General features: G+C 35.0%; 7 protein-coding genes. 4 read left to right on the top strand and 3 right to left on the bottom strand.

Annotation, left to right across the window (positions count from 1 at the left end):
- Positions 1-36: 36 nt before the first annotated feature.
- From nagB to BLR17_RS06290, 3 genes are read right to left on the bottom strand one after another with little or no spacing between them, the layout of a single operon-like run.
- Positions 37-1,965, bottom strand: a complete 1,929-nt coding sequence (nagB, locus tag BLR17_RS16410; RefSeq protein ID WP_066326715.1) for a glucosamine-6-phosphate deaminase — start codon at positions 1,963-1,965, stop codon at positions 37-39.
- Positions 1,966-1,989: 24 nt separating this feature from the next.
- Positions 1,990-3,570, bottom strand: a complete 1,581-nt coding sequence (locus BLR17_RS16415) for a solute:sodium symporter family transporter (RefSeq protein ID WP_066326714.1) — start codon at positions 3,568-3,570, stop codon at positions 1,990-1,992.
- A gap of 33 nt (positions 3,571-3,603) precedes the next feature.
- Positions 3,604-4,485: an inositol oxygenase family protein gene (locus tag BLR17_RS06290; protein ID WP_066327511.1), complete on the bottom strand. Its 882-nt coding sequence runs from the start codon at positions 4,483-4,485 to the stop codon at positions 3,604-3,606.
- A gap of 612 nt (positions 4,486-5,097) precedes the next feature.
- Between BLR17_RS06290 and BLR17_RS06295 the strand changes: the two genes are divergently transcribed.
- The 4 genes from BLR17_RS06295 (at position 5,098) to BLR17_RS06310 (ending at position 14,305) form a co-directional block, all read left to right on the top strand.
- Positions 5,098-8,112, top strand: coding sequence for a SusC/RagA family TonB-linked outer membrane protein (locus BLR17_RS06295; RefSeq protein ID WP_066326712.1), 3,015 nt, complete (start codon positions 5,098-5,100; stop codon positions 8,110-8,112).
- Positions 8,113-8,138: 26 nt separating this feature from the next.
- A complete protein-coding gene (locus BLR17_RS06300; RefSeq protein WP_066326711.1) occupies positions 8,139-9,779 on the top strand; it encodes a RagB/SusD family nutrient uptake outer membrane protein in 1,641 nt (546 codons plus the stop codon).
- Positions 9,780-10,187: 408 nt separating this feature from the next.
- On the top strand, positions 10,188-12,500 hold the full coding sequence (locus tag BLR17_RS06305; protein ID WP_066326710.1) for a GH92 family glycosyl hydrolase: 2,313 nt from the start codon (positions 10,188-10,190) through the stop codon (positions 12,498-12,500).
- A gap of 11 nt (positions 12,501-12,511) precedes the next feature.
- Complete coding sequence (locus tag BLR17_RS06310; RefSeq protein WP_074517133.1) at positions 12,512-14,305, top strand: hypothetical protein; 1,794 nt, start codon at positions 12,512-12,514, stop codon at positions 14,303-14,305.
- The last annotated feature ends 145 nt before the right edge of the window (positions 14,306-14,450 follow it).

A 14,450-nucleotide genomic window follows, 5' to 3' on the forward strand; every position in this document is an offset into this window, starting at 1 on the left:
ACACAGCTTTTTTCAAAAAAATAATAGGGTTTGTTTTTAAAATTTCCACCTAACAAAGGCTTCCATAGCAGCATAATTGGACAAACCTAATTGGTCGTATAATTCAGCTGTTTCTTTGTTTCGGTCTTCGGCTCTTTGCCAAAATTCTCTGGTGTCAGTTCCCTGGAATACTACTCCGTCTTTTTGTGATTGGTGTTTAAAAATTCCATGTCTTTTAGCCAGAACCTGATCAGGACTCATTGGTACTGCCATTTCAATTTCGTCAATTCCCCATTCCTGCCAGGCACCACGATAGAGCCATAACCAGCAATCTTTCATAAAATCTTTTGATTTCAAATTTTTCACTGCTTCCAGAATGGCGTCCAAACATACTTTATGAGTTCCATGCGGATCGGCTAAATCACCTGCGGCAAAAATCTGATGCGGTTTTATTTTTTCGATAAGATCCATAGTCAGCTGGATGTCAGCGTTGCCCAATGGTTTCTTTTCAATGGTTCCGGTTTCATAAAAGGGTAAGTTCATAAAATGAATTTGCTCGTCTGTAAGGCCTACAAAATGGGCTGTAGCACGTGCTTCGCCTTTTCGAATCAAACCTTTAAGGTGTCTAACTTCCGGAATATCAATTTGGCTTGTTTTTTTATGAATTAAAAAATTATGAGCTTTAGTATAAATTGAATCGGCTTCAGGACTATTGATTTCAAATTTTTCATTGTAATCACATACAAAACGGGCAAAGCGTTCGGCTTCACTGTCGGCAACAGCAATGTTACCGGAGGTTTGATAGGCAACGTGAACTTCATGTCCTTGTTCCTGAAGACGCATAAAAGTTCCTCCCATACTGATAATATCGTCATCAGGATGCGGACTGAAGATGAGCACTCTTTTTCTGGCAGGTTCGGCGCGTTCAGGTCGATTACTGTCGTCAGCATTTGGTTTACCGCCCGGCCAACCTGTAATGGTGTGTTGTAATTTGTTGAAAATTTCAATATTGATGTTGTAAGCAGGACCCAAATCAGCTAACAAATCACTCATACCATTTTCAATATAATCAGCATCTGTTAGTCTTAGAATTGGTTTTTTTAATTCTAAAGCCATTCCTAAAACTGCTTTTCGTGTCAATTTATCGGTCCAAATAATTTTTTCAACTAGCCATGGTTTGTTAATACGGGTTAGTTTGGAAGCAGCTTCCTGATCTAATACAAAAACAGCATCATTATGTTCCTGCAAGAAAGAAGCAGGAACAAGATTGGTTACAGTCCCTTCAGCAGATTCTTTGACAATATTTGATTTTCCTTCACCCCAAGCCAATAAAATGACTCTTTTGGCCTCCATTATTTTTTTTACTCCTAAGGTAATGGCCGTTCTGGGCGTGTTGTTTAAACCTGAAAAATCTTTACTTGCTGCAACTCTGGTGATGTGGTCTAAGGCAACCAATCTGGTTTTAGAGTTTTGTAATGAACCTGATTCGTTAAAACCAATATGGCCATTTCCTCCAATTCCCAGTATTTGTAAATCGATTCCGCCCAGGGTTTCAATCTTTTCTTCATATTGGGCGCAATAATCCTGAATTTGTTCTTTAGACAAAGTACCGTCAGGAATATGATAGTTTTCGGGTAAAATATCTACCTGATCCAATAATAATTCTTTCATGAATCGAACGTAACTATTGATGGAATCAGGTTCCATTGGATAATATTCGTCCAGATTGAAAGTAATGACATTCTTAAAACTGAGACCTTCTTCTTTGTGCATTCTAACAAGTTCGGCATACAAACCTTTAGGAGATGAGCCGGTCGCCAGTCCCAGTACACAGGGTTCATTCTGTTCTTGTTTTAATCGAATTAAAGCCGCAATTTCCTGTGCAACGGCTACAGAAGCTGTTTTTGAATTTTCGAAAACTACTGTATTAATGTTCTCAAATCGTTTTTCAAATCCAGTTGCTTTATCGATACTGCTTTTTATCATTGTGTGTTTATTTTTTATGAATTTTTAAGATAACATGATGTAAATTAATACGGTTAAGCATATTAAAATGCTTCCGGCCAGATTCATTCCTGACCAGGGTTTTTCGTCATTAGTTGTCCATTGCTCTATATATGCGCTGCTTGTTTTGACATTAGTATAATATTTTGAGAACATGAACATGATGATAAAGTTCAAAACAAATTCTATTCCCCATAAATGTACAAAATGGATATTTAGGTGAAGTATAAATGAGGTTAAGATGTAAAAAATGAGGCCAAAAAATAGTCCTGCTTTAGCACCAACAGCATTAATTTGTTTGAAAAATAATCCTGCTATTAATACAGAAGAAATGGGTATAAAAAAGATTCCGTTTAATTCTTGTAATAAAAAATACAGTCCCGAAGGAGCGTAAGCCATTAATGGAGCTACAGAAATGGATAAAACAGCAAGAATTGCAGCTGATATTTTGCCAAAGTGAGCCAGTTTTTCATCGGTGGCATTTTTATTAAAAGTTTTTTTGTAAATATCGATGCAAAAGATGGTGCTTGCCGAATTTAATATGCTGTTAAAAGTGCTCAGGACAGCGCCAAGTATTACTGCGGCAAAAAAACCATAGAGATAGCTAGGCAGTACCTTTTTAACTAATAATGGATAAATTAAGTCGGGTTTAGCATAATATTCTTCCTGAAAATAGTAGTAGCCAATTAATCCGGGAAGAACAATAATCAGCGGCATTAATAATTTGAAAATACCGGTAATAATCAGCCCTTTTTGAGCTTCCTCCAAATTTTTTGCCCCTAATGCTCGTTGGACAATCGTTTGATTCATTCCCCAAAAATAAATTTGGTTAATCATTAATCCTGTAAAAAGTGTAGAAAAGGGAAGTATAGAGTCTTCGCTTCCGATGATATCAAATTTTTTTGGTGCAAAATGATAAATGCTGCTTACTCCGGTAAAAATATTTCCTTTTCCAATTTGGTACAACGCAATTGTGGGAATTAATAAGCCTCCTAATATCAGTCCAACACCGTTGAGTGAGTCTGAAAATGCAATTGCTTTTAAACCTCCAAAAATGGAGTAGGCAGATCCTAAGATGCCAATTGCGAGTATTGTATAAATCAATGACTCTTTTTTTGAAATCGAAAATACTGTTGAGAAATCAAAGATACTTTCAATATTAATCGCACCGGAATATAAAATAATGGGTAACAGGGTAACTACAAAGGAACTCATCAACAGTAATGCAACAACTGAGCGGATACTTGCATCGAATCGTTTTTCAAGAAACTCCGGAATAGTGGTGAGTTTCATTTTCATAAATCGGGGAATGATATAAATGCCTGCTATGACTATGGCAATTGCTGATGTTACTTCCCAGGCAATTACTATAATACCATTTTTATAAGCACTCCCGTTCATTCCTATTAAATGTTCGGTAGAAATGTTTGTTAGAAGCATAGAGCCCGCAATTACAGGGGCAGTTAAGCTTTTTCCGGCAAAAAAATATCCATTTGAAGTGTCCAGATTGTCTTTTCTGAGTTTATAGCTTGTGTATAGAATAACAAGCAGAGTGAAACCAAAAAAGCCTAAATAACTGTACAACATTTCAAATGGATATTAGGTAGTGAAAGTGATTTGTTAGAATTTTAATTTGGCAGGCAAATATTTGGCAACCAATTCTTCGTAATAAGGTCTTAAAGCTTTAGAGTCTGGTTTAACAGGCGCTTTGGTATACAAATCGTAAGGATTGAATTTTTTTACCCATTCAAACATTTCAATATCGTGTTCTGTCATTAAATGTGTATAAGCATTTTCTCTGTGTTGTGAATAAAATGAATGGTAACGAATCATGTATAATGCCGGTTCAGGAAGATAATCTTTCATGATTTGGTATAAATATTCGTCATGTCCCCAGCTCATTTTTACTTTGTCTAATCCACAGTTTGGAGAGTAAACACCGTATTTTGTATTGTATTTTTCGTTTGTGCTATCCGGATTGGCAGCAAAAAATTCCGGATAAACTATTTTATCTGAAAATTTGCATCCTACAGGGAATGTGTCTCCTACAACAGCCCATTGTGGTTCTCCAAAAAGGCATAAAACTTTTCCAATGTCATGCAGGAATCCTGTAAGTACAAACCAGTCAGGATGGCCATCGGCACGGATAGCCTCAGATGTTTGAAGTAAATGTTGGAATTGATCTAAATCGATATCCGGATCACTATCATCAACTAAAGTGTTTAGGAAATCTACAGCTTCCCATAAAGACATTTCTTTACGGTCAAATTTCAGAAATTCTTTCTCCTTTTCGCATACAAATTCATAAGTTTGGTAAGTATGATTTATTCTGTAAAATTCTCTTACGGTTTCAACTCTTTCCGAATCTACATAATTTCTGAATTCTTCTTTTTCTTTTTTCTCTACAGCAGGATCAGGATAGCGTTCGATTAAATTTTCTTCCCAATCATCAATTTGATGCATTGGATTATTGAACTTGTCGGAGGCATTAGCATTTTTCATCTGGTTCTTTTTATTATGTGAATTGAATAAATAATAATTTGTTTGGTAGTGAATAGCACTTTGTCTATTTGCATGATTCAAAATTACGCAGATATCTTTTTTTTAAAATGGATATATGTTTCAAAAACATGGATAAATTTTTCAAGCTGCTAATTTTTTACCTTATAAATTAAATAATGTCTATTGATTGTTTTTTATGATTGAATTTTTGCAAACATTAAATATTCTTTTTTGAAGTGTTTTTTATGGAGAAAAAAGGGAATGCATCATTTAAGAATGCTTTATAATAGGTATAAGTGCTTTTGTAAGGAGTATTTGTTTCAAATTGTATCCTTGTTTTTGATTTTTAGTGTTAAAAAAACAGTGAAAAATTAACTTAAAGATTTATTAATGAAATATTCGGGTCGATAATGGTTAATTAGGTGTGAATTAAGGCTTTTGTTAGTGATAATTTAAAAAAATAAGCCTTTAAAAATGCAAAATGTATTTTTAACAGGCTTTTTTTAGGGTTGTTTTGATTGGATTTTATATGTTTTTGACGAATTTGTCCATTTCGAACAGGTTCTTAACTGTTAATTTTACCATAATATTATTAACTAATACTAATTAAAAATGAAAAAAACCAAATTCACATTATTGACGTTATTTTTTCTGATAGCGTTTTCAATTAATTCGTGGGCGCAAAAAACGCAAGTTTCTGGTAAGGTAGTAGATGAACAAAACATGCCTTTACCGGGGGCTAATGTCGTAGAAAGTGGAACGAAAAATGGTGTTATGACGGATTTCGATGGGAAATTCAAACTTGATGTTTCTAAATCGAATGCTGTTATAGTAGTTTCTTTTATGGGATATGCTGATCAAAGCATCAAACTAAGTGGTTCTAAAACTAATTTGACTGTTAAATTGGTGTCAGGGGCTAATAATTTAGAGCAAGTTGTTGTAGTAGGATACGGGAAGAGTTCACGTAAAAACTTAACCAGTGCTGTTACATCAGTTAAGGCAGAAGCATTAAACCGTGGAGCTATTAGTGATGTGGGGCAGTTATTACAAGGTAAATCTTCGGGTTTGAATATCTCAGCCAGTGGTGACCCTAACCGTAAAGCTTCTGTAGTACTACGTGGAGCTTCTACATTAAATAGTTCTCAAGGTCCTTTTTATGTAGTGGATGGAGTACCTGGAGTTGATATTTCATTGGTTTCGCCGGATGATATTGCTACTATTGATGTACTTAAAGATGCTGCTGCTACAGCTATCTATGGTAACCGTGCTGCAAATGGGGTTATTATGGTAACTACTAAAAAAGGAAGTAAAGAAAAAGCACAAATTAGTTATAGTTCTTATGTAGGATTTGAAAAAGTTTCTAATCAGTTGGATATGATGAATGCAACTCAATTAAGAGCTTTTGTTACTAAAAACAATCTTGCTTTTACTCCTGAGAATGATAAAGGAGCTAATACAAACTGGCAAAAAGAGATTTTACGTTCAGGTGCACTTTCTACAAGCCATAATTTATCTATAAGTGGTGGTGGAGAACATGGAAATTACATGGCTAGTTTAACTACTTTAAACAGAGAAGGGGTTATCTTAACAAGTGATTTTTCTCGTGTTATTGCGCATTTGGCTATTGAGCAATATGCTTTTAATGATAATGTAAAATTTGGATTGAATGTTTCTAATTCAAATACTAATGCACAAAATGTTGCACAACGTAATACAGTACTTTTACAGGCGGTAAATCACTTACCTGTTTCACCTGTTAAAAATGCAGATGGAACTTATTTTGAGAACTTTATCAGTACCGGATATTTCAACCCGGTAGCTTTGATTAATCATGGTGATGATGATACTAAGACAAGTAATTTAGTTGGGAATTTCACAACTGAGATTAAGTTGCCTTTTGGTTTAAAATATAACTTAAACTTAGCTTATCAAAAATCAACTACATTACACGGAGAGTTCTATGACAGCTATTACCAAAAATATAATAGTGCGAACTTTTACAACAATCCTGATCCACCAGCAGTACACTCTTTAATCAATTTTGGTGTTAATGGTTCGGCGTTAAGAAACACTTATACAAATACTAATAATATTATTGAAAGTTTCCTTACTTGGGATAAAACATTTGGAAACCATAAAATTAATGCTGTATTAGGATACTCTTGGCAGGAAGATGTTTTAGGAGATGGATTCCAGGCAACAACAACAAATTTCCCGGTTGATAATGTTAGTTATAACAACTTGGCTTTAAGTAACTATTCTTCAGTATCTGGCTATAGAGTTGATTTTGGAAGTAGTACTGCTTATCAAAAAACGCGTTTGATTTCTGATTTCTTCCGTTTGAATTACAACTATAATGATAAGTACTTAATTCAGGGGTCTATCAGAAGAGATGGAGGATCTGTATTTGGAGCTAATAACAGATGGGGTTATTTCCCTTCTATTGGTGGAGCCTGGAGAGTTGATAAAGAAGGTTTCATGGCAGACCAAAAAGTATTTGAAGACTTGAAATTACGTGCAAGTTACGGGGTAACAGGTAACTCTTCAGGATTTAATGCTTATACTGCTCAATTTATCTCAGGAAGTTTAGGAACTTTCTATTATAATGGTCAACAAATTGGAGCTTATGGTCCTAACCAGGCTGCTAACCCTGATTTACAATGGGAAAAAACATCTACGGCTAACATAGGTCTTGATTTTACAGTTTTAAAAGGAAAATTATCTGGGTCTGTTGATTATTATGAAAAGAAAACAACTGGAATGATTACTAGTTATAGTGTGAACCCAATTCTTGTGCCAATTGGATCAATTGTGGCTAATGGAGGAACTATGTCTAATAAAGGTATTGAGGTGAGTTTGAATGCTACTCCTGTACAAACTAAAAACTTTACCTGGTCAACAGGAATGAATGCTTCACACAATAAAAATGAAATTACTAAATTGACTAATCCATTTTTCATTGGAGGAGATTCTATTCGTAGAGTACAACCAGAAGGAGGAGGTCAAACAGGTAGTACATTGCAAATTTTAAAAGAAGGTAAACCATTGGGACAATTCTTCACGCTTCAATATGCAGGAAAAAATGCTAATGGAGTTTCTCAGTATTATGATAAAAATGGAAATTTGACAACTACTCCGGCAATTGGAACAGATTATCACTATGCAGGAAGTGCACAGCCAAAATTATTATTGGGTTGGTCTAATGATTTTAAATACAAAAACTTTGATTTGAACATTTTCATTCGTGGAGTATTTGGTAACAAAATTTTCAATGCTACCCGTGCCGATTTGTTTAGACCAGCTACTGCTATGACTACTAATATTTTAGTTGATGCAGCTAATGAGTCTCCAAGTGATTTGAATTCGTTTAAGTATTCAACTCGTTTTATTGAAGATGGAAGTTACATTCGTTTAGATAATGCCACTTTAGGTTATAATTTCCCTCAAATTCATAAATACATTAAAAGCTTACGTATTTATAGTACAGTAAACAATTTATTTGTAATTACTAAATACTCAGGAATTGATCCGGAGGTTGAACAAGGTGGTACTGCTCCTGGTGTAGATTCAAATAACTTTTATCCAAAAACAAGAACTGTATTGTTTGGTTTAAAAGCTAGTTTCTAAGAATTAATTGTTATTAAAAAAATACTATGAAAAAGATATTTAAATATTTTAGTTTACCAATACTAGGTATTGGGCTATTATGGTCGTGTGAAAATCTCGATGTGCCAATTACAACTCAGTTAACACCAGATGTGTTTCCACAGAATTCTACCCAATATATTCAGACAACAGGTCCTGTTTATGCTGCTTTTCGAGGTGAATATTCATTTGCTTGGTGGTGGTCACAATCGATATCAACTGATGAAGCTGTTATGCCTGCTAGAGGGGGTAACTGGTTTGATGGTAGAAATTATATAGCCATGCACTTTCATGACTGGACAGCAGATAATGGAATTGTTGGAAGTTTATGGGATTGGACATCTAAAGTAATTGGACTTAGTAATCAGGCTATTTCAATATTAAATACTGCAATGCCTGAAGGAGCAGATAAGAATATGGCTATATCAGAATTAAAAACTATGCGCGCTATTGCTTACTTTATGATGATGGATAGTTATGGAGATGTGCCTTTGTATACTGAATATGGAGATTTCTCTTCTCGTGCAAAATCTACCAGAAAGGAAGTTTTTGAATTTGTTGAAAAAGAACTTAAAGAGGCTATACCTAATTTGAGTGCTGCATCCGGGGTTTCTACTTACGGAAGACCTAATAAATATACTGCTTATGCATTACTTGCTAAAATGTATCTAAATGCAGAGGTATATACAGGAACACAACGTAATAACGATTGTATTGCAGCCTGTGACGAGGTAATTAAATCGGGTCTATATGCTATTGAAGGAAGAAGTACTTATCTTCAAATGTTCTATCCAACAAATGGACCTCAAATGAAAGAATTTATTTTTGCAGTTCCTTATGATCCTTCAGCTTCTACAGTAGGATTTAATGGGAATATGTACCACGCCCGTTATGATGTGCCACGTTCTTTAAGAACAAGATTTGGACTTCCTTTCACACCGAGTGCTCCTAGAAGTACATTGCCGGAATTCTATGCTAATTTTGAAAATGATGCCAATGATATCCGTAACAAACAATGGTTGACAGGTAAACAATATTTAGCTGATGGAGTAACTCCTGTAACAGTTACTACAACTAAAAAAGGTTACGATGCTTACTATACTGGTTCTGATGGAGGTGCTAGTTATACATATCAGGTTGAATTATCTAAACAAATTACATATAGAGGACTTCCTGCAAACCTTGTGGGACTATTTGATTTAGGTGATGATGAAATCGCATGGAACATGGGATACAGAAACATTAAGTTCTATCCGGATGCGGGCTCTACTAATAGAAATCAAAACAATGATGTGCCATTTTTAAGATATTCAGATGTTCTTTTAATGAAAGCAGAAGCAATTCTAAGAGGAGGAACTGCTACTTTAGGTGATACACCAATTTCATTAGTTAATACAATTAGAAATAATCGTACTACATCTACTCCATGGGGAAGTGTTACTTTACAAACGCTTTATGAAGAAAGATGTCGTGAGTTTGCTCATGAAGCATGGCATAGAAATGATATGATTCGTTTTGGAAAATTCGAAGGTGCTTGGGGATTCAAAACGGATTCTAATGTAAAACACAGACTTTTCCCAATTCCAACTGGAGCTTTAACGCTGAATCCTGCTTTGGTTCAGAATCCAAATTATGCTGCAGGGAATTAGAATTAGTTTATTTATTGTTGATTGTTAAGTTGGTTGGTAATCTATTTACCCCTTGAAAGGAGAAGAAGCTTTGTCTTCTTCTCTTTTCTTCTTAAAAAATACATCCGGGTGTTTGAAATTCTATAAAGGCTTTTCGTTTAAATAAATTGAGTTCGAATACATCTTCACTGATTCAATAGTTGCATTTTTTTGCTTTGAAAAGAAATCCAACTGTTTAAAAAAGTACAAAAAGAAATTTCATCTTAATTAATTTATACCGTTTGGTTTTAATGGTTTTTTACTCCTGAATACATTTTTACAACAGCATCAATAACACATACAGATTAAAAAAATATAAATTCATTTGTGACTAATAAGCTTTGGAGTTTTAAAAGCAGTTTCCAGTCATGAAAAAACAAACAGATAAATATGAATTTATCCCGTTTATTAAAATATAGTTCCATTCCCGTTACCTTATTATTCATTTTTTCCTGTTCCATAAAACGATCCGGGACTAATTATGTTGATTTTGTGAACCCTTTAATTGGGACAGCACCATCTACAACTATTAGTGCTTTGCAACATGGTGAAGACGAAAAAGAAAACAATGCGCAGGTAGTACCTTATGTTACCGTTCCTTTTGGAATGACTAATTGGACTGCTCAAACTAAGGCAACGGAAACCAAATGTATAGCACCTTATTATTATACGGATACCAAAATTTCAGGTTTCAGGGGAAGTCATTGGTTGAGCGGTTCCTGTGTCCAGGATTATGGGAGTATGACCATTATGCCGATAAGCGGTAAGTTAAAATGTCAAACCGAAGAAAGGGCATCAAGTTTTTCGCATGATACTGAAAAGACAACTCCGTACAATTACAATGTGAATTTAGCCGACTATAAAATTGATGTGAATATGACCGCTACAAAGCGTTGTGGTTTATTCCAGTTTACATTCGAAAACTCAGGTGAAGCGCATATTATTGTGAATCCGAATAGTGATGAAGCAGAAGGATTTATCCAGATAAATGCCGATAAAAATGAAATTGTTGGTTATAATCCGGTACATAGAATTTATCAGGGTTGGGGAGAAAAAGCGGGATTTAGCGGCTATTTTGTGGTCCAGTTAAGTAAAAGTTCCAATAAATTCGGGGTGTATCAAAATGAAAAAATTTTGGAAGGAAACACACAGATTTCCAATTTAGAAAACATTGGAGCCTATATTTCTTTTATGGTTGAAAAAGGAGAAACTATCGAGGCAAAAATCGGGACTTCGTTTACCAGTATTGAACAGGCCAGAAAAAATTTAGAAGCTGAAACTAAAGGTTTAGATTTTGCTAAAGCAAAAGAAAATTTGAAAGACAATTGGGAAAAATTGCTTTCGAAAGTAAAGGTAGAAGGCACCAATAAAGATGATAAAGTAAAATTCTATACTGCTTTATACCACAGTTATTTACAGCCCAGAACTTTCAACGATGTCGATGGTACTTATGTGAGTTTTAACGGCGGAAAGCAATTGATGAACAGTGGTAAAGAAGATTATTTTACCGATTTTTCGATGTGGGATATCTACAGATCTTCGCTTCCATTGTTTAATATGTTGACGCCAAAAGTGAATGGACAAATGATGCGAAGTCTATTTTCTATGGCGGAACAAGGCGGATGGATGCCAATTTTCCCTTGTTGGAACAGTTATACTTCAGCTATGATTGGTGATCATTCTGTAGCAGCAATTGCCGATGCGTATATGAAAAACAACATCGAAATTTCGGATAAAGAATACAGCTATTTATTGCAAAATGCTTTTAAAACTCCTGAAAGAGCAGATTATCTTAATGGCAAAGGGCGTCGTGCTTTGACTTCCTATTTAAAATACGGTTACATCCCATTAGAAGATGAGGTTAAAGAATCTTTTCATCAGGGAGAACAAGTTTCCAGAACCTTAGAATATGCTTTTGATGATTTTGCGCTTTCGCAAATTGCTTCCAAAAAAGGAGATACTTTGAATGCCCAATTATTGAAAAAAAGAGCTTTGAATTATCAAAATGTATATAGCGTAGCCGATTCCTGTGTAAGAGGACGTTTTGCTGATGGCACTTTTACGAAAGATTTTGACAAGTTTATCAGAAAACCTTATATCACCGAAGGAACACCGTACCAGTACACTTGGTATGTTCCTCAGGATATAAAAGGCTTAATGAATTTAATGGGAGGAGAAAATGGCTTTAATGCCAACTTGGATCGTTTCCATGCCGCTAAACAATACTGGCATGGAAATGAACCCGGTCACCAAATTCCGTTCCTGTACAACTATTCAGGACAGCCTTGGAAAACTCAGGAATTGGTAAGCCAAATTATGAAAACCGAATACAGTAGTGAAGTAGGAGGATTGAGTGGCAATGATGACGCCGGACAAATGTCGGCCTGGTATGTGTTTTCAGCTTTAGGATTTTATCCTGTTGCCCCGTCAGTGCCTCAATACGTGATTTCAGGACCTCATTTTGATAAAATTACGTTGAGTTTAGAAAACGGAAAAAAGTTGATTATTAATGCAAAAGGAGCTTCTTCGGGGAATAATTATATTCAAAAATTAAGTTTTAACGGAGTAGAATATGATAAAACCTATTTAGACCATTTTTCTGTTATGAACGGAGGGAAATTGAATTTCAAAATGGGAAATCAACCTAATAAAACTTGGGGAACTGTTCAGGAAAACAGACCATTTTCATTGTCTAATCAATAAAAGAAGAGAATATGAATCATATTAGTCGTGGCGAATTTTTAAAACTAGGAAGTCTATCATTGCTGGGTGCTTTGGTTAGCGACACTGTTTTTGCAAATGATGGATTTTTTAGTGCTGCGGCAGCTAAAGTGGATGAAGGTTTGATGAAAAAACTCATTTTGCATAATGATGCTTATGTGAAAAATATTTTTCAAAAAGCAGTAGTGAGTGCTGATGTTCGTTTGAGTAATTTTCGTCCTGTAGCAGCCGATATAGCCGCTATGACGGCTTCTGTTTCTCACCCGAAATCGGAGTTTTATAAGTCTGAAATTGTAGTGGAACGTTTGAATCAGGCAGCGGATATTATGTTGAAAGGACAATACAGTGACGGAACTGTTGATGCCGGAGGTAACCGACAATCACCGCCGGATACCGCTTTTGTTTTGGAATACCTCTGTTCGGCAGCGATGGTTTTGAAACATAATAAGCAGAAAAATTTAGATTCACTTAAAGAGAAATTAAAGAAGTTTATTCAAAATGCCGGCGAAGCTATGATAACGGGTGGCGTGCATACTCCTAATCATCGATGGGTGGTTAGCGCAGCTTTAGCTAATATCAATTCGCTGTATCCTGATGTTAGGTATACCAACAGAATTGACCAATGGCTGGCCGAAGGAGTTTATCTTAATCAGGACGGGCATTATTCAGAACGAAGCGGAATTTATTCTGCAGTTATTGACAAAGCCTTAATTACGATGGCGCGCTTGTTAAATAAACCGGAGTTGTTAGATAAGGTTCAAAAAAACCTGACGACTACTTATTATTATACAGAAGCTAATGGTGATTTGGTTACGGTTGATTCTAAAAGACAGGACCAGTTTATGGATATCACGGTGACTAAATTTTATTTGCAATACCGTTATATGGCGATTCATACCGGCAATCCAATTTTTACTCATATGGTTAATTTGATTGAAAAGAATCCTGATTTTGCACATTATATTTTATCGGATTCTTTGATAGCTTTTATGGAAAATCCGGAATTGCAGCAACAAATTCCTGCCGAAGTGAAACTGGAAAATGATTTTGAGAAGTTTTTTGTCCTTTCCAATTTAGCCAGAATCCGACGTGGAAAAACTTCGATGACTCTGTTTGGCGGCAATGATATCCCGGTTCAGATTGTTTCGGGAAGATCGTCTAACCCTAATTTTTTAATGTATCGAAAAGGAGATGCGATATTGAAATACCTGCGATTGTCTTCGTCATTTTTCAGAATGGGATATTTCAGTAGCGAAGGGATTGAAAAAACAGGAAATAAATACATTTTAAAAGAAACTAAAGAAGCTGATTATTACCAACCATTAGCGCCTGAATTTCGCAAGGCTGATGGCGATTATCAATTGTCAGAGTCGAAAGACAGAAGGTTTTGGAACAAAATGGATTTTGAAAACCGAACAGCAAGTAATGTCAAAAAACAAACTACGGTTATTGAAATTGAAGAGAATAATGGCGCATTAAATTTAGATTTTAAGGTAGATGGTCCGCCAAATATTGAAATAACAATCGAATTGTGTTTCAAAGAAGGAACTGAAATTGCAGGTGCAACATTGGGCGAAAAAGGAAATTATTTTCTGAAATCGGGTTTTGCCAAAGCAAGTATGGGAACAGATAGCATAGCATTAGGTCCGGGATTAGTAGAACACCAAAATGTAAATAATTTAGATAGTGAAGAATACACCTATCATCAGGGGACTTTACATACAGATGGAGTTCATGTTTATATAACCGGTTTTACGCCTTTTCATCATAAAATGACAATTTCTTAATAATAGATTAAGGTACTAGAATTAAAATCTTTTGCCACAAATTACGCGAACAAGCACAAATTACCCTAGTTTTAATTACACGAATTATTAAAACAGATAGAATTTGTGTAATTCGATTTCGATTAGAATTAGTGACAATTGGTGT

It is taken from the genome of Flavobacterium glycines (genome assembly GCF_900100165.1).
Lineage (GTDB): Bacteria > Bacteroidota > Bacteroidia > Flavobacteriales > Flavobacteriaceae > Flavobacterium > Flavobacterium glycines.

Excerpts from the sequence above, each read along its gene's own strand:
- nagB (WP_066326715.1), bottom strand. The coding sequence starts at position 1,965 with ATGATAAAAAGCAGTATCGATAAAGCAACTGGATTTGAAAAACGATTT.
- BLR17_RS06300 (WP_066326711.1), top strand. The coding sequence starts at position 8,139 with ATGAAAAAGATATTTAAATATTTTAGTTTACCAATACTAGGTATTGGG.
- BLR17_RS06295 (WP_066326712.1), top strand. The coding sequence starts at position 5,098 with ATGAAAAAAACCAAATTCACATTATTGACGTTATTTTTTCTGATAGCG.
- BLR17_RS06310 (WP_074517133.1), top strand. The coding sequence starts at position 12,512 with ATGAATCATATTAGTCGTGGCGAATTTTTAAAACTAGGAAGTCTATCA.
- BLR17_RS06305 (WP_066326710.1), top strand. The coding sequence starts at position 10,188 with ATGAATTTATCCCGTTTATTAAAATATAGTTCCATTCCCGTTACCTTA.
- BLR17_RS16415 (WP_066326714.1), bottom strand. The coding sequence starts at position 3,570 with ATGTTGTACAGTTATTTAGGCTTTTTTGGTTTCACTCTGCTTGTTATT.
- BLR17_RS06290 (WP_066327511.1), bottom strand. The coding sequence starts at position 4,485 with ATGAAAAATGCTAATGCCTCCGACAAGTTCAATAATCCAATGCATCAA.